Origin of the sequence: Marinobacterium aestuarii, assembly GCF_001651805.1 — a bacterium.
Taxonomy (GTDB): Bacteria; Pseudomonadota; Gammaproteobacteria; order Pseudomonadales; family Balneatricaceae; genus Marinobacterium_A; species Marinobacterium_A aestuarii.
The window spans coordinates 706827-722411 of sequence record NZ_CP015839.1 but is presented as its reverse complement, the minus strand read 5'-3'; the positions used below and the strand labels follow the sequence as shown (position 1 = coordinate 722411).

Genomic DNA, 15585 nt, shown 5'->3' with positions numbered 1-15585 from the left:
GCCATGAAGCACCATGCCCCCCAGAGTAGCTGGCTGCTGTTCGGATTTGCCTTCAGCCTTGTCGCCGGCTGCAGCACGAGCCCAAGACTGGAAACCGGGCAGCAGGAACCCCAGCCCGTCGTCCACCCCCTGGTGCTGATCGATGGCGGGCGGCGGGCGGCAAGCCCGCGGGAATACCAGGACCTGCTGGAAGAGGATGCCCCCGAGGCCGACACCCAGGTCATGCTCGATCAACTGATCAGCCTGTCCCAGGAATTGAGTGGCAGCGCCCTGGTCGCCGGCAACGATGCCCGCCTGCTGATCGACGGCCCCTCTACCTTCAAGCTGATGTTCGAGGATATGGACCAGGCCCGGGAAAGCATCCATCTGGAAACCTTTATCCTTGCAGACGCCGCCATTGGCCAGGCACTGCTCGAACGGCTGATCGCCAGCCGCCGCAGAGGTGTGGACGTGCGCCTGCTGATCGATGCCGTCGGCAGCTTCGACCTGCCCGCAGATTTCATCGAACAACTGCGCGATCAGGGCATTGAGCTGCGCAAGTTTCACCCGGTGAATCCCGCCGTGGACCCGCGTATCTGGCGCAGCAACAACCGCAATCACCGCAAGCTGCTGGTCATCGACGGCAAGGTCGCCTACAGCGGTGGCATCAACTTCTCCGGCGCCTACAGCCAGGGATCATTCTCGGCGGCCTCGAGCGAGGACAAGCCAGACCAGGCCTGGCGCGATACCCACCTGCGCATCGTAGGCCCGGTGGTGCACCAGTTTCAGCGCCAGTTTCTGGCAATATGGAACAAGGACTTGCCAGAGCCCGAGCAGCTGACGAGCAGCGGTCATTTCCCCACCATAGAATCACTCGGCAACATAATGGCGGGGGTGATCACCAGCAGCGGCGGCGACAGTGACGAATTCGATATCTATGCCATCCTGGCCGCGGCCATCAGCCATGCACAGGAGAAAGTCTGGATAACCCAGGCCTATTTCGCCCCGGATGAGCCTTTTATCGACATCCTCAAGGCTGCGGCCCAGCGGGGCGCCGATGTGCGCCTGTTGCTGCCGGGCATGACGGATGTCCCCTTGCTGATCCAGGCATCCCGCTCCAGCTATGAGGATTTGCTGGCAGCCGGGGTTCGCATTTACGAGCGTAACGGCTCAGTGCTGCACGCCAAGACCCTGGTCGTGGACAGCGTCTGGAGCAGTATCGGTTCAACCAACCTGGACTACCGCAGCTTCGTGCATAACTACGAACTCAACACGGTGATTATCGACCAGGACTTTGGCCGCGCAATGGACAAACTGTTTCTGGTGGATTTGCAGCACGCCGACGAAATAAGCCTCCAAGCCTGGCGGCAACGCCCGCTACTGCAACGGCTCAAAGAGGGGCTGGGGAATCTATTCCGGCGCTGGATGTAAACGCACTTATTCGCGGGAGCGGCGCCAGAATTTGCGCATCATCGGCTTGACGCTGAGGCCATGCACCAGGATCGACAGCGCAACCACCACCAGCGTCAGGTGAATCAGCTCGACCGCCAGCTCTTCGCCGATGCCATGCTCTATGGCGTACATTAGATAGTAGAGCGAGCCGATGCCACGTACACCAAACCAGGACGCCAGACCGCGTATCCGCCACGGAGTCCGGCTACCCGCCAGGCCCACCATCACGCTCAGGGGCCGTGCGACGGTAAACAGGAATAACGCCAGCGCCGTGGCGCGCCAGCTCCAGGAGTCGAGAAACAGCATGCCGCCGATCAGCAGGATCAGTACCAGCTCGGACAGCCGCTCAAGGTGCTCCTTGAACACCAGCGAGCCTGCACTGACACGCGCCGACGCAGGCTCAACCTGCAGCTGCGGTGTCTCCGGCGCCCGCTCCAGCTCCGCGCCTGCGAATTTCAATTCGGTCTGGCGCAATACCACGGCCGCGAAGAAAACCGCCAGGAAGCCCCAGGCATTGATCCACAGACAAATGCCGTACACCAGACCGATCAGCCCCAGACCCAGAAAGTCATTCAGCAACTCGATATGGTGCCCGCTACGGCGCACGTACAGACTCATGCGGGCGAGCCCCCAGCCGGCCACCCCACCCACAATGACCGCAGCCCCGGTGGCCCAGAGCACATCCAGCAGCCACCAGCGCTGCCCGAAGGTCCCCAGATCGTGCAGCCCGAGCAGCCCCAGACCCAGCATGACGAACGGGAAGGCGCTGCCATCATTCATCCCCGCCTCACAGGTCAGGGTAAAGCGCAGCCGGTCCCGATCCTCGGCATGACGAATCTGCACTTCGGTTGCCAGCACAGGGTCGGTCGGTGCCAGTATGGCCCCCAGCAGCACGGCCGCTCCCAGTGATAGCCCTAAAACGTAATGGCCAAACCCGGCCACCAGCACCACGGTCACCGTCATGGAGACAAAGGCCAGCAGCACCGGCGCGCGCCAACGCGCCAAGCTGACCGGCACCGGCATTTTTACACCGGCGGAAAACAGCGAAATCAGCACCACCACTTCGGTGAGCACTTCCAGCAGGGCCGATTGTTCCAGCGGGTTGAAATGAAAAAGTCCAAAGCCGGTTGGACCCACCAGCAGACCCACGGCCAGATACAGCATCGCCGAGGTCACCGCAAAACGCTTCATCAGCGGCGCGGTCAGCCCCATGGCGAGCATAAGCGCGCCTACAAGTACAAACCAGCCGGCGCTATTCATGGTGGTGAATCAAGACCTTGCGGACGCAAACAGCGTTATCGGTCAAAAGGCGGGGCATTTTCATCCGTGGCATCCTTATCAGAAGCGCTCCCGGCAGGGAAGGCACGCTCAGTATAGACGCACCGGCAGCCGACCCCGACCAAGACTCTGAGCAGGACCCCAAGCCAGGTCCCGGGCGCTCGCGCAGGGTTCAACGCCGGCACACGGGTTTAACTGAAAAGCCCCGACCGTTCACGCCTTGCGGGGTCTTTTTTGGTCTGGTCCGTTCAGCCGCCTTTAAACAGCCTGGCGGCCCTATGAAAGTTCGACATTGTGGTACACCTGCTGCACGTCATCCAGATCGTTCAGCATGGTCAAAAATCTCTCAAACAGGGCGACATCGTCCCCGCTGACTGTGGTAAAGGCGTGGGGGATAAACTGGATTTCATCCACATCGAAATCCAGTTCGCCACAGCGATCCAGCAGGGCCATCTTGGCCTTGAAGTAATCGGTGTTGGGGGCGAATACCGTAATTTTGCCGTCTTCATTCTCAATGTCCGTCACATCGACGTCGGCCTCCATCAGGGCTTCGAGCACCGCCTCTTCATCATCGTAGGCGAATACGAAAATGGCCGCGTGATCGAACATATGGCTGACACTGCCCGGCGTGCCGATCTTGCTTTTGGTCTTGGTAAAGGCCTGGCGCACATCACCGAAGGTACGGTTGGGGTTATCGGTGAGGCAGTCGATAATGGCCATGCTGCCACCGGGGCCATAGCCTTCATAGCGCGCCGCCGCGTAATCCTCACCCCCACCGCCTTTCGCCTTTTCGAGCGCCTTGTCGATAACATGACTCGGCACCTGGTCTTTCTTGGCGCGCTCAATCAGGCTGCGCAGGGTCAGATTGCCGGCAGGGTCAGTCCCTCCCGACTTGGCGGAGACATAGATCTCACGACCATAGCGGCTATAAACCTTGGCCTTCATGTCAGACGTCTTGGCCATCGACTCTTTGCGGTTCTGATAGGCTCTGCCCATGCGGCTAATGCTCCGTAATGATCACAAAAACAGCGATTCTACTGGCAAGTGCGCTATCTGAACAACGCAGAAATGCGAAAGATGGCGAACGTCAGCACGCGAAACCCGCCGCCGACAGCAACCACAAAAACCCCGCCAGCGTTACTCTGATGGGGCTTTTGTCCGGAGATTCAATGTCAGACTACCTGGGCGCGTGCTTCAGATCTTTGGTGCTTTCAGGTTTCGTCGCCGGCTTTCCAAGTTTCTTCAGTGCCTCGTAGTAGATCTGGGCCACGGGCGCCGGCACTCCATCTTCCTTGGCCAGTTTTTTGAACAGTTTGTCGGCCTTTTCCTTATGCTCCCTGGCACTGAGGCTCTTTTCCCGCATCAGCTGGTAGAGCGCGTCGTGCACCAGTGAGGCGCGCAGGTTGAAGGGTGTGTCGATCACCGGACCCGAGGTGCCATCCCAGGCATAACCGGCTTTTACCTGCAGGTTGCCCTGGCGGTCGAGGGAGATAAACATCGAGTCTATATCCGCCTCGGGCTTGATGGGAATCTTGAGTTCGTAATTTTCAGCCAGCTGATACTTGTAACCCGAACGATAGACTATGCCCTTATCTGCCATGGGAAACTCCCTTTGCACATGATGCCCTCCCCCGCCGATACTTTGTACGACGCGGCCTGGTTCGAAGCCTTAGCGTTAATCATGGCGCAGGGACAGCGGCGAATATCACACCCGCGGTTCGAACTAAAAAACAGTATCCAAACTGCAACACTATTTTTTTATTCATCCGAAAAACGGGACTGCAGTCATAAGCAATAATGCTGACCAGGTACGCTGATTATCGGTAAAGAACAGCTTCAGAAGCTGCGCACAGTATAGGTCAGGCATGTGCCGCTGCCAGTCACGTGCCGGGAGCCTCAGCGCGGCACTGGGGCAGCTCCACCCGGTTAATGGTCGTTACCAGTACAAAGCTGAGCAGCATTAACAGATACCAGGACGAAAGCTTGGCCAGCGACACCGGACTCCAGTCCTGCATCTGATTCGGGTAAATCCATATATTCACATAGGTGGCGATGTTTTCCGCCAGCCAGATAAAGAGCGCCACCAGAAACCAGCCCAGCAACAGCGGCATGGCGCGGTAGTCCCGGTGTACACGATAGTAGACCTGGGTGCGCCAGAACAGCAGCAGAAAGCCGCCAAACATGCAGGCGTAGGCCTGCTTGACGCCAAAGAGTACGAATTCCTTGATAATGGCCGCAATCGTCATAGGCAGCGTCGGCTTCCACAGGGGTAACAGTCGGGCCTGGCATTGGGCGCCCACGGCAATTAACCCAGCCTGAAGAACCACGGCAATGCGGCGCAAACCCTTGCCACCAGGCCCGGCCTTGATGCCAGAACGGGGTTCAGCCCAGGCAACCGCGCCGACAAAAGGCCTCAGACCTCCCCCGCAGCGCCAAACACATCAACTGTCAGCCAGGGTGCGCGCTGCACCAGCCCCTCAAATACCGGGCCCTGCAAAATCCCGCGGATAGCACTGGCGACCTGCTGCGGTATAGACCCCATCTCACCCTCACGCGCCAACAGGTAGAGGGTGCGGGCATGGCGGCTGCGATCCAGCTCCATCACCCGTACATCCTCAGTCAGATAGAGCACCTGGGCCAGGCAAAGGGCGCTGAGAATAGCCCAGCCGTGACCATCGTGGACGAAGTTCATCAGCGTGTGGGTATCATCGGTTTCGTAGCGCACATTGGCCTGCATGCCCATGCGCCTTAGCACCACTTCGCTGTAGGCACCTATATGGGTATGGCGGCCGTATTTGATCATCGGCAGGGCTCTGGCCAGGGATTCAACCGACACAGGCGCTGGCAACCCACCGAGATCCCGCGCCGACACGGCCAGCAGCATGGGGTCGCGGAACAGCTCAAAGCGCTCCAGGCCATCGACACCGGTCAGGGGATCATTGGACACCAGAATATCAATCTCGCGGTCGAGGAAGGCCTGCATCAGTGGCGGCGTCAGACCACTGCGCAGCGTCAGCTGTTCAATAAAGGGACTCAAGCGAGCGATCAGCTTGCTGCCGAACACTTCGGAGCAGGACGTAATCAAGCCAAGACGGCAATGCACCAGCCCCTGGTCTGCCGCACCCCGTACCCGCGCGCTGAGGCGACGCAGTTCACCCAGAATGCCCTCGGCATTCTGTTTCAGCGCATTGCCGGCGGCGGTCAGGTGCAGTGGCCGGCTGCGACGTACCACCAGCGCGGTACCTAATTGATCTTCAAGCTGTTTCAGACACTGGGAGACCGCCGACTGAGTCACTCCGAGGCGACGTGCGGCATCCGTCAGCGAAGGCGATTCCGCAATCACTACAAAGGTATGGAGCATATGGGTATCGAGCAGCCGGGGTTCGGACATGCGGCACCTAACTATTAGTTTAACTTATGAAACGCATTATAGTTGGTACTAAGGAGCCTTTTATGTAGTTACGCTAATAAAAATCCGAAATAATCGCCTCAGATCAAGACACCGGGCCGCTCTGGCGACCCACACGACAATGCACATGCACAACGGACACAGAACATGATTCTTCCCCAATATGACGGCAATTGTGGCTGGTATGAAATGCTTGGGACTGTCACTGACTTCCCGCAGCTGACGCAGGATATTCGTGTCGATGCCGCCGTCATTGGCGGGGGCTTTGTCGGCTGCGCCGCCGTGCGCCGACTGGCGGAAAACCGCCCCGACGACAGCTTTGTGCTGATCGAGGCGCTGAAAGTCGGCCAGGGCGCGTCCGGGCGCAACTCAGGCTTTGTGATAGACCAGCCGCACAAGCGCGATCTGGAGCTCGGTGACAAGGAACTCAAGCGCAAGATGGTGCATTTGAACCGCACCGCCATCGATTATCTGGAAACCCAGATCAACAGCTACAACATTGACTGCCAGTGGTCCAAAGCCGGCAAGTATCAGGGCGCCGTGGGCGCGCGGGGCGAGAAGTTTCTCGACCATTACGAACAGCTGCTGAAAAACTTCGGCGAGACCTACGAGCGCCTCAGCCCGCAGAAAATGCAGGATATATTCGGTACTGACTATTACAGTGCCTGCATCTTTACGCCCGGCGGCACCCTGATGCAGCCCGCGGCGCTGATGCGTGGCCTGGCCGACAACATGCCGGCCAACGTGCGCATCGCAGAACATACACCAGTGCTGGAGATCACCCGCACCGCCAACGGCTTTGTCCTCAATACCGGCAAGGCCCGCATTGAGTGCCGCCAGCTGATTCTGGGCACCAACATCTTTACCGCAGAACTCGGCTTCCTGCGTGATCGCATCCTGCCGGTCATGACCTTTGCCAGCATGACGCGCCCGCTGACCGATGCGGAAATGAAGCTCTATGGCGGCCAGCTCGACTGGGGCCTGACCCCCGCCGATCACGCCGGCACTACCCTGCGCATGACCCAGGATCGCCGGATCATCATCCGCAACTCCTACCGTTATGCCCACGACTACAACACGCCGCAGGAGCTGCTGCCCGGCATTCGCCAGCGTCACCGCGAAGGCTTCGAGGCGCGCTACCCGGCGCTGAAAAATGTGCAGTTCGACTACACCTGGGGCGGCGCCAGCAGCCTGTCGGGCAACTTCGAAACCTACTTTGGCGAGCTCGAAAAGGGCATCTTCGCCTCCGCCTGCGACCAGAGCGTCGGCGCTGCCCGCGGTACCATCTCCGGCATGATGCTGGCCGACATGGCCTCGGGCAAGAAGACCGACCTGCTGAGCAACATGCTGGAAGTCTCGGGCAATCCCTCGCGCCTGCCGCCCAAACCGCTGCTGCACATAGGCGTACCGCTGCGCATGGCCATGGCGCGCTTCGCCAGCCGTTCGGAGCTGTAACCCGCCCACTGTGCTAACAACATGCCCGCGTCCGGCACTTCCACCGGGCGCCTCAATCTCGCTCTTTGCACACGCTTAACAGGTTTTAAAACATGTCCGCCAAACTGATTCATGCCTCCAGCCTCAACTTTCAGCATCGCGGAGGCCCGCCGGGTGCCGCCGCCGTCGCCCGTGCCGTCAGCACCGACATGAGTGCCTCCCTGGGTGCGGGCGTGGCGAAGTTCGATGCCTGCTCCATCGCCTGGACGGTGCTCTACGACGAAGTCGTCTATGTGGTCGATGGCGTCTTTCGCCTCGTCACCAAAGATGGCGTGCTGGAAGGTCAGGCCGGTGACATCATCTGGATACCCGAGGGCACCGAGCTGAAGTACGAAGGCGAGCAGGCCACCATCTTCTACGCCGTCTACCCCGGCAACTGGAAGGCGCTCAACGGCCTGGAATAACCCGGCCTTAATCACCGCCTGCGACCCGCCCCGCGGCGGGCCGCAAAACCCCACCTCCGCCTGCGAATAGCGCTGCCTGCCCGCGCACAGGCTTTGCTATACTGGTTGCCCGGTTTCTTGACGACCTGTTAGCGACCCAGCCTATGACAAACCAGCACCGCCAGCGCACCTTCGACAGCCGCTTCAAACGCAGCAACCAGGCGTACCTCAAGGAAAGCGAGACCAGCTCGGCGCCTGCCATTCGAATTGGCTTCGTGCTGCGTGAGCACTTTTCCATGATGGCCTTTACCGCCGCGGTGGATGCCATCGTCACCGCCAACCTGCTGAGCAGCACGCCGCTGTACAGTTTTCGCACCCTGAGCCTGGATGGCAGCGCTATCCGCAGCGATCTTGGAATCGAAATTTCGGTGGACGGCGCCCTGCAAAGCCAGAGCTCGAGCGAACTGGACATGCTGTTCGTCTGCGGCGGCCTGCGCTGCAATCTGCAGCCAGACCGTGCACTGCAGGATCGGCTGCGGGACGCCGCCCAGCATGGCCTGATCCTGGGCGGTCTCTGGAATGGCAGCTACCTGCTGGCCCAGGCCGGCCTGATGGATGGCTATGAGTGCACGGTACATCCCGAAAGCCGCGATGGCCTGCAGGAAACCTGCCCGCGGGTCACGCTGTCGGCCAATCCCTATGTCATCGACCGCGAGCGCGTCTCCTGCGCCGGGGCCAGCAGTGCCCTGAGCATGATGCTGGCGGTCATCGGCCAGCACTATGGCAATGAAGTGGTACGCGGTATCGAAGAGATCCTCAGCTGCGACAAGATCGGCGAAATCCCCGAACGCCCCATGCCCTGTACGGCCATAGATCCGGCTCTGCCGGAACCGCTGCAGGCGGTGTTGCAGCTGATGGAAGCCAATATCGAGGAACCCCTGGGCATGGAGGAACTGGCAGGCCTGGTCAACCTGTCGCGCCGCCAGATCGAGCGCCTGTTCCACCGCTATATCGACAGTACTCCCTCCAAGTACTACCTGGAGCTGCGTATCACCCGCGCCCGGCGTCTGCTGCTGCAGACCAACGAAACCATCGCCGCTATTACGGTCGCCTGTGGTTTCGTCAGCACCACCCACTTCAGCCACTGCTATCGCGACTATTTCGGCCAGTCACCCAGCCAGGCACGGCAGAACCGCGGCCGCTGAGGCCGCTGTAAATTCCAGCTTATCCACAGGCTGCTATAGTAAGTCGGACTCTCACTCCAACCTGCCGGAGCCTGACCATGCCGGATACTCAGCCCGCCCAGGGCCACTGCCTCTGTGGCAAGACCTCGATCAGCGTACGCAAGATGCAATTGGATGTCGGCGCCTGCCACTGCAGGCAATGCCGCCGCTGGACCGGTGGCCCGCTGCTGGTCAGCGGCTGCGGTACCGACGTCACCCTTGCGGGTAGCGACTATATCGGTGTATTTCGCTCATCCGACTGGGCGGAGCGCGGTTTTTGCACCGCCTGCGGCAGCCACCTGTTCTATCGTCTGATTGAAAGCCGGCAGTATTTCGTACCCGTCGGCCTGTTGGAAGACAACCCGAACCTGGTGCTGGGTCACCAGGTATTCATCGACGAAAAGCCGGCCTTCTACGCCTTCGCCAATAGAACCCGAGACCTCACCGGTGCCGAGGCCTTTGCGCAGTTTGAGGCGGACGCTGATTCCGACTGATGCTAGCCTTGCAAGGAAACCGTCAATCACAGCCCTGCCGCCGCTGACTAGCACTGTTATTTTGCGCAGCGCGGCGCCAGATTTTTTCAGCCTTGCTCTGATTTGCTATTTTTATAACATTCACTCCAATGAATGCTGCACCTCGCTGTCAAAAAGGGACTCCCGCCATGTTCAACCGGCCAGCAACATCCACAGCCCCCGGCAAGCCTGCTCGACGCACCAGGGCCGCCTCAGTGACCATAGCTGCCAGCCTTGGCACTCTACTGCTACTGCTGACTCCCCCCACCTTTGCCGCCGAGCCCGGCGCCGACTTCATGACTGGCTTCAACGCTTACGAAAACGGTGACTACGCCCAGGCACTGGCGCACTTTACCCCCCTGGCCGAACGGGGCGACTCTGCTGCCCAGTACAATCTTGGGCTTATCTATTCCGAGGGACTGGGCGTAGCTGAGGATCCGGTAACCGCCGCCCGCTGGTTTACACCCGTGGCCGAGAAAGGCAACAGCCGGGCACAGTTTATCCTCGGTGGCATGTACGAACGCGGCGAAGGCGTGGGGCAGAATCACGACACCGCGACACTCTGGTATCTCAAGGCGGCGGAGCAGGGACATATGTACGCCCAGTATCACCTGGCAGGCAAGTATTACGCCGGCCGCGGCATCGCCCAAAACCTGCCGGCGGCAGCGCAGTGGTACAGCCGCGCAGCACAGCTTGGGCACGTCAATGCGCAGTTCAATCTGGGACTGATGTACGAACAGGGCCTGGGCTTGGCCAAAAACGAGCGCAGTGCCTTCAAGTGGTATCAGCTCGCCGCCGAGCAGGGATTCGCCAGTGCCCAGACGAACCTGGGGCTGATGTACCTGGAGGGACGTGGCGTAAGCCAGGATTTTCAGCGCGCCTACAAGTGGCTGAGCATCGCCAGAGCCAGCGGAGCCCATCATCCGGCGCTGGAAATACTGACCGACAAGCTGAGTATTAACGAAATCGCCCAGGCACAGGAGCAGGCCAGAAGCTGGCAGACGGAACACAGCCGGTAATAGCCGCAGGGGGCGCGCGGGACCAAGGAGTCATGAAAAAGGCGGCAGGAGGGCCCCGAACCTGGCGTTTTGGGGGAGCTCTAAGAGCGGTTGCCAGGCCCGGGGTGAGGGTTGTATCAGATGTCGGGAGCGCCCTTAGTCGGAAAAGACTACGGTGCGCTGACCCAGCACAAAGACACGTTTTTCGATGTGATAGCGGATGGCTCTGGACAGGGTTACACGCTCAATGTCCTGACCCTTTTCCACCAGATCTTCCGGATACTGGGCATGATCCACCGGCTGAATGCCCTGGGTGATGATAGGCCCTTCATCCAGATCGTTGTTGACATAATGTGCCGTGGCACCCACCAGCTTGACGCCCTTGGCCCAGGCCTGATGATAGGGCTTGGCGCCCTTGAAGCCCGGCAACAACGAGTGGTGAATATTGATGGCCCAGCCATCCAGTTTGCGGCACAGATCCGGTGACAGCACCTGCATGTAGCGCGCCAGTACCACCAGTTCTGTATCGTATTGCTGAATCAGCTCCCATACCTGAGCTTCCTGCTCGGCCTTGGTATCCGGCGTAATGGGCAGGTGGTGGTACGGAATGCCATGCCACTGCGCCAGGGGTTCCAGATCCGGGTGATTGGAGATAATCACCGGGATTTCGATATTCAGCTGACCGGTACGAAAGCGGTACAGCAAATCATTGAGGCAATGATCGTATTTGGATACCAGAATCGCCACCCGGGGCTTGTGCTCCGGCGTGCGCAGCTGCCACTCCATATCAAAGCCCGCAGCCCGCTCAGCAAAGGCGCCATTAAAGGCCTCTTCGCTGAAATTGTCATCCTCGGGGCGGAACTCCACCCGGATACAGAAACGATCCAGTTCGTGATCGTCAAAGGACTGCATTTCCAGCACATAGTTGCGGGTTTCGGCCATGAACCGGGTCACCACATCAACGGTGCCCAGGCGGCTCGGACAGTGTGCCGTGAAGATCCACGGTTTCAGTTTTGCTGTCATATCAAGTCCTCGTTAGCCGCAGCCCGAACAAGCAATGCGTCCGGCCTGCGGTTTCCTCGGGTATCAGGCTTGCGCCTTTTCCCTTGCTCCTTGAACCTTTCCCCTTGCCACTCAGTCTTTCACGACCAAGCCAAACTCGGCACAGGCATCCTGCAGCCAGAGCCACAGGTAATCGGCGAAGCTGCGTCGAATCACCAGTTCCCAGCTTTGCTCGCCGGTGCGACGGATCACCGCCTGGCTCTTGGCAAAAACGGTGGTCACGACCTTGCCGACCGGGAAGTTGCGGTCATGCACGTCGTAGGGCGTGGACTTTTTCAGTACCGCGCGGGCATCAGGGCCGGACAGTTCCAGTACGGTCTGACCACCGCTGACATTGACGATGGCGACATGGCCGCTCATGGCTTCGCGCAGGCGGTTTTCCAGCGCGAAAGCCTCCCTGCCCGGCAGGATCACCAGCCACTCGTCCGGTGCGATCCAGCGCACCGACAGGGCGCCGTCTTCGGCCGCCGTCAGCGGCTGCGTCGGCAGATCAAACCCCAGCACGGCCCTGGCGCCGGCCAGGAAGCCGGCATTGTCCTGGCTACCGCGGATCACCAGGTGACCCAACAGCTTGTGTTCCTGCAGCGTAACGCCACCGGTTTTGGGCCCCTGTTTTGCCACTGTGGCGAGGTCCGCGTGATAGAGCGGCGACTCGGCACGGATACTGGCGTCGGCCAGCTGATCCATCAGGGCAACAGCTGCGACGGGGGCCGCTTCAACTGCGGCCGGCTTGGTTGGTGCAATGATGTCAGACATTTTGACGCTCCCCCTTGGGATCCAGGAACACCGGGTTGCAGATTTCGGCTTCGATCACACGGCCATCGGCCAGCGGGTAGAACACGGTTTCGCCCATACGGTTGTGGCCGTTGCGGACAAAGCCCATGGCCACGGAATGACCCAGGTTGGCGCTGTAGTAGCTCGAGGTCACATGACCCAGCATGGTCATGGGGATCGGCTGTTTGGGGTCATTGACCGCCTGGGCGCCTTCCGGAATCACGGTCTTCGGCTCGCGGGTTTTGAGGCCTACCAAATGCTTGCGATCGGTGCGGACACAGTCTTCACGGGCCATGCCGCGCTTGCCGATGTAGCTGAACGGCTTGGCGTTGGACACACACCAGCTCATGCCCAGATCGATCGGGGTCACGGAACCATCGGTATCCTGACCTGCAATAATGAAGCCCTTCTCAGCACGCAGCACGTGCATGGTTTCAGTACCATAAGGCGTCAGGTTGAACTTGGCACCGTGCTCGAACAGTTTTTCCCATACGTGCAGACCGTAGTTGGCCTGAACGTTGATTTCATAGGACAGCTCACCGGTGAAGGAAATGCGGAATACCCGCGCCGGCACGCCGGCCACATCACCCTGGCGCCAGTCCATGAACTTGAAGGTATCACGGTCCAGATCGATATCGGTCAGCTCGCTCAGCAGTTTGCGGGCGTTAGGGCCGGAAATCGTCATGGTGGCCCAGTGATCGGTTACGCTGCTGAAGTAGACTTCCAGCTCCGGCCACTCGGTCTGATGATAGAGTTCCAGCCATTCCAGTACCCGCGGTGCGCCGCCGGTTGTGGTGGTCATCAGGAAGTGATTGTCGGCCAGGCAAGAGGTTACTCCATCGTCGAATACCATGCCGTCTTCACCACACATCAGGCCATAGCGGCACTTGCCGACCGGCAGCTTTGCCCAGGCGTTGGTGTAGACACGGGCCAGGAACTCACGCGCATCCTTGCCCTGAATATCGATCTTGCCCAGCGTAGAGGCATCGAGGATACCCACGCTTTCGCGGGTTGCCTTGCACTCGCGATCCAGTGCCTGCTGCATGGTTTCGCCGCCCTGGGGGAAATACCAGGGACGCTTCCACTGGCCCACGTCCTCGAACAGCGCGCCGTTGGATAGATGCCACTTGTGCATGGCACTGAAGCGGTTGACGTCGAACAGCGCACCGCAGTCACGACCGGCCACGGCACCAAAGGTCACAGGCGTGTAGTTGGGACGGAAAATGGTGGTGCCGGTCTGGGGGATCGTCTGGTTCAGCGACTTGGCAGCAACCGCCATGCCGTTGATGTTACCCAGTTTGCCCTGATCGGTACCAAAGCCCATGGCGGTGTAACGCTTGACGTGCTCGATGGACTCAAAGCCCTCGCGCGTCGCCAGCTCGATACCAGCCGCGGTAACGTCGTTCTGGTAATCAACGAACTGTTTCGGTGCCCGCGACGTCGGCTTGGTGTGCGGTATGTGGTAGAGCGCCATGGCTTTGCCTTCGCGCACTTCCTCGGCCAGCGGCAGCGGCATCTCCTTGAGAGCGGCCTTGGCGGCATCACCAAAGCCTGCGGCTTCACAGGCAGCAGCGCCGGCACGGGCGCCCTCTTCCAGCACCGCCTTGAGGCTGTAAGTACCATTGATACCACCGGCACAGTGCTGCTTCTGCACGGTTTTACCAGGCACAAAGCCAATCACATCATCGCGCCATTCGGGGCGGCTGCCGGTATGGCAGGACAGATGAATAACGGGGCTCCAGCCGCCAGAGCTGGCAACGGTATCGCAGCTCAGGCGTTCAACCGATCCTGCCAGCGCATCGCCGGTGGCATTCAGCGGTGCTATGGATACGCCAGTCACACGCTTGCTGCCCTGCACTTCAATCACGCCGGAACCGGCAATGATCTTAAGGCCACGGGACTTGGCCGCGTCAATGCGATCGCCCTTGGGGTTCTGACGCGTATCGACAATGGCCACCACCTTGCGGCCGGCGTCGTGCCAGTCCAGCGCCGTCTGATAGGCATGGTCGTTGGTGGTCATCAACACCAGCTCTTTACCCGGCACGACCGCATAGCGATTGATATAGGTCGATACGCCCGCAGCCTGCATGCAGCCCGGCACGTCGTTGTTGCCAAATACCAGCGGACGCTCGTGGGCGCCGGTGGCCAGCACAACCTGGTTGGCACGTACACGGTGCATGCGCTGACGCACCTGACCTGCCGGTGCCTGGTCGCCCAGATGATCGGTGCAACGCTCGTGGATGGTGAGGAAGTTGTGGTCGTGGTAACCGTTCACGGTGGAACGGGGCAGCAACAGTACCTCGGGGTACTGTTTCAGCTCTGCAACCACAGTGGCAACCCACTCAGCAGCCGGACGGCCATTGAGAGTTTCACGGGTATCCAGCAGGCAGCCACCGAATTCGCTCTGCTCATCCGCCAGCATCACGCGGGCACCGCTGCGGGCTGCAACCAGCGCCGCCGCAAGACCGGCAGGACCTGCGCCCACGATCAACAGATCGCAGTGATGGTTAACCTTGTCGTACATATCCGGATCACGTTCGGTGGACGAACGTCCAAGGCCCGCGGCCTTGCGGATAAACTTCTCGTAGGTTTCCCACATTGACTGTGGGTACATGAAGGTCTTGTAGTAGAAACCCGGCGGCATCATGCGCCCGCCAACCTTGCCGACATAGCCCATCAGGTCGAGGTCGGCATTGGGCCAGCCATTGGTGGCACTGCACACCAGGCCGTTGAACAGGTTCTGCTGAGTGGCGCGCACGTTGGGCACCTGGGTGGCTTCAGTTGCACCAACCTGCAGGACCGCGTTGGGCTCTTCGGCACCGGCGGCAATGATGCCGCGCGGGCGGCTGTACTTGAAGCTGCGTCCGACGATATCAACGCCATTGGCCAGCAGGGCCGAGGCGACGGTATCACCTTCAAAACCGGGGTATTGACGACCGTTGTAGCTAAAATTCAGCGCCTTGGCACGGTCAACGCGTCCACCGGAGGCGAGACGATTTTTCTGGCTCATTATGTCCGCTC

14 protein-coding genes are annotated in these 15585 nt (G+C 60.1%); 6 read left to right on the top strand and 8 right to left on the bottom strand.

Annotation, left to right across the window (positions count from 1 at the left end; all coding sequences use genetic code 11):
* The first annotated feature begins 3 nt into the window (after positions 1-3).
* Complete coding sequence (cls, locus tag A8C75_RS03150; protein WP_067378005.1) at positions 4-1410, top strand: cardiolipin synthase; 1407 nt, start codon at positions 4-6, stop codon at positions 1408-1410.
* Between the two features lie 6 nt (positions 1411-1416).
* On the opposite strand, the gene A8C75_RS03145 is transcribed toward cls, so the two are convergent.
* From A8C75_RS03145 to A8C75_RS03125, 5 genes are all read right to left on the bottom strand, one after another.
* Positions 1417-2691 (bottom strand): cation:proton antiporter, encoded by a 1275-nt coding sequence (locus tag A8C75_RS03145; RefSeq protein ID WP_067378002.1) that lies wholly within the window; start codon positions 2689-2691, stop codon positions 1417-1419.
* A gap of 294 nt (positions 2692-2985) precedes the next feature.
* The gene (locus A8C75_RS03140) at positions 2986-3705 is read right to left on the bottom strand and encodes a YebC/PmpR family DNA-binding transcriptional regulator (protein WP_067377998.1); all 720 of its coding nucleotides are present in this window, start codon (positions 3703-3705) and stop codon (positions 2986-2988) included.
* Between the two features lie 181 nt (positions 3706-3886).
* Entirely contained in the window at positions 3887-4309 is a 423-nt protein-coding gene (locus A8C75_RS03135; protein WP_067377995.1) for a DUF1353 domain-containing protein, read from the bottom strand.
* A 280-nt stretch (positions 4310-4589) separates the two neighbouring features.
* Positions 4590-4955, bottom strand: a complete 366-nt coding sequence (locus tag A8C75_RS03130; RefSeq protein ID WP_067377993.1) for a DUF817 family protein — start codon at positions 4953-4955, stop codon at positions 4590-4592.
* Between the two features lie 167 nt (positions 4956-5122).
* Complete coding sequence (locus tag A8C75_RS03125; protein ID WP_067377989.1) at positions 5123-6100, bottom strand: LysR family transcriptional regulator; 978 nt, start codon at positions 6098-6100, stop codon at positions 5123-5125.
* Positions 6101-6265: 165 nt separating this feature from the next.
* Between A8C75_RS03125 and A8C75_RS03120 the strand changes: the two genes are divergently transcribed.
* The 5 genes from A8C75_RS03120 to A8C75_RS03100 all read left to right on the top strand — a co-directional run bounded on the left by A8C75_RS03120 (position 6266) and on the right by A8C75_RS03100 (position 10749).
* Positions 6266-7573, top strand: a complete 1308-nt coding sequence (locus tag A8C75_RS03120; RefSeq protein WP_067377986.1) for an NAD(P)/FAD-dependent oxidoreductase — start codon at positions 6266-6268, stop codon at positions 7571-7573.
* Between the two features lie 92 nt (positions 7574-7665).
* Positions 7666-8016 (top strand): ethanolamine utilization protein EutQ, encoded by a 351-nt coding sequence (locus A8C75_RS03115; RefSeq protein ID WP_067377982.1) that lies wholly within the window; start codon positions 7666-7668, stop codon positions 8014-8016.
* Between the two features lie 143 nt (positions 8017-8159).
* Positions 8160-9200 (top strand): GlxA family transcriptional regulator, encoded by a 1041-nt coding sequence (locus tag A8C75_RS03110; protein ID WP_067377980.1) that lies wholly within the window; start codon positions 8160-8162, stop codon positions 9198-9200.
* A 77-nt stretch (positions 9201-9277) separates the two neighbouring features.
* Positions 9278-9712, top strand: coding sequence for a GFA family protein (locus A8C75_RS03105; protein ID WP_067377977.1), 435 nt, complete (start codon positions 9278-9280; stop codon positions 9710-9712).
* Positions 9713-9879: 167 nt separating this feature from the next.
* On the top strand, positions 9880-10749 hold the full coding sequence (locus A8C75_RS03100) for a tetratricopeptide repeat protein (protein WP_162272095.1): 870 nt from the start codon (positions 9880-9882) through the stop codon (positions 10747-10749).
* A 135-nt stretch (positions 10750-10884) separates the two neighbouring features.
* Here the strand turns inward: A8C75_RS03100 and purU are convergent, their stop codons facing one another.
* From purU to A8C75_RS03085, 3 genes are all read right to left on the bottom strand, one after another.
* The gene (gene purU / locus A8C75_RS03095; RefSeq protein ID WP_067377974.1) at positions 10885-11751 is read right to left on the bottom strand and encodes a formyltetrahydrofolate deformylase; all 867 of its coding nucleotides are present in this window, start codon (positions 11749-11751) and stop codon (positions 10885-10887) included.
* A gap of 111 nt (positions 11752-11862) precedes the next feature.
* A complete protein-coding gene (locus tag A8C75_RS03090; RefSeq protein WP_067377970.1) occupies positions 11863-12546 on the bottom strand; it encodes a sarcosine oxidase subunit gamma in 684 nt (227 codons plus the stop codon).
* A complete protein-coding gene (locus tag A8C75_RS03085) occupies positions 12539-15574 on the bottom strand; it encodes a sarcosine oxidase subunit alpha (RefSeq protein ID WP_067377967.1) in 3036 nt (1011 codons plus the stop codon). The genes A8C75_RS03090 and A8C75_RS03085 overlap by 8 nt, the downstream gene beginning before the upstream one ends.
* Positions 15575-15585: the final 11 nt, after the last annotated feature.

Bases quoted from the DNA above. Each gene is read 5' to 3' on its own strand.
- A8C75_RS03140 (WP_067377998.1), bottom strand. From the start codon at position 3,705: ATGGGCAGAGCCTATCAGAACCGCAAAGAGTCGATGGCCAAGACGTCT.
- purU (WP_067377974.1), bottom strand. From the start codon at position 11,751: ATGACAGCAAAACTGAAACCGTGGATCTTCACGGCACACTGTCCGAGC.
- A8C75_RS03085 (WP_067377967.1), bottom strand. From the start codon at position 15,574: ATGAGCCAGAAAAATCGTCTCGCCTCCGGTGGACGCGTTGACCGTGCC.
- A8C75_RS03130 (WP_067377993.1), bottom strand. From the start codon at position 4,955: ATGACGATTGCGGCCATTATCAAGGAATTCGTACTCTTTGGCGTCAAG.
- A8C75_RS03105 (WP_067377977.1), top strand. From the start codon at position 9,278: ATGCCGGATACTCAGCCCGCCCAGGGCCACTGCCTCTGTGGCAAGACC.
- A8C75_RS03120 (WP_067377986.1), top strand. From the start codon at position 6,266: ATGATTCTTCCCCAATATGACGGCAATTGTGGCTGGTATGAAATGCTT.
- A8C75_RS03100 (WP_162272095.1), top strand. From the start codon at position 9,880: ATGTTCAACCGGCCAGCAACATCCACAGCCCCCGGCAAGCCTGCTCGA.
- A8C75_RS03115 (WP_067377982.1), top strand. From the start codon at position 7,666: ATGTCCGCCAAACTGATTCATGCCTCCAGCCTCAACTTTCAGCATCGC.
- A8C75_RS03110 (WP_067377980.1), top strand. From the start codon at position 8,160: ATGACAAACCAGCACCGCCAGCGCACCTTCGACAGCCGCTTCAAACGC.
- A8C75_RS03090 (WP_067377970.1), bottom strand. From the start codon at position 12,546: ATGTCTGACATCATTGCACCAACCAAGCCGGCCGCAGTTGAAGCGGCC.
- A8C75_RS03145 (WP_067378002.1), bottom strand. From the start codon at position 2,691: ATGAATAGCGCCGGCTGGTTTGTACTTGTAGGCGCGCTTATGCTCGCC.
- A8C75_RS03135 (WP_067377995.1), bottom strand. From the start codon at position 4,309: ATGGCAGATAAGGGCATAGTCTATCGTTCGGGTTACAAGTATCAGCTG.
- A8C75_RS03125 (WP_067377989.1), bottom strand. From the start codon at position 6,100: ATGTCCGAACCCCGGCTGCTCGATACCCATATGCTCCATACCTTTGTA.
- cls (WP_067378005.1), top strand. From the start codon at position 4: ATGAAGCACCATGCCCCCCAGAGTAGCTGGCTGCTGTTCGGATTTGCC.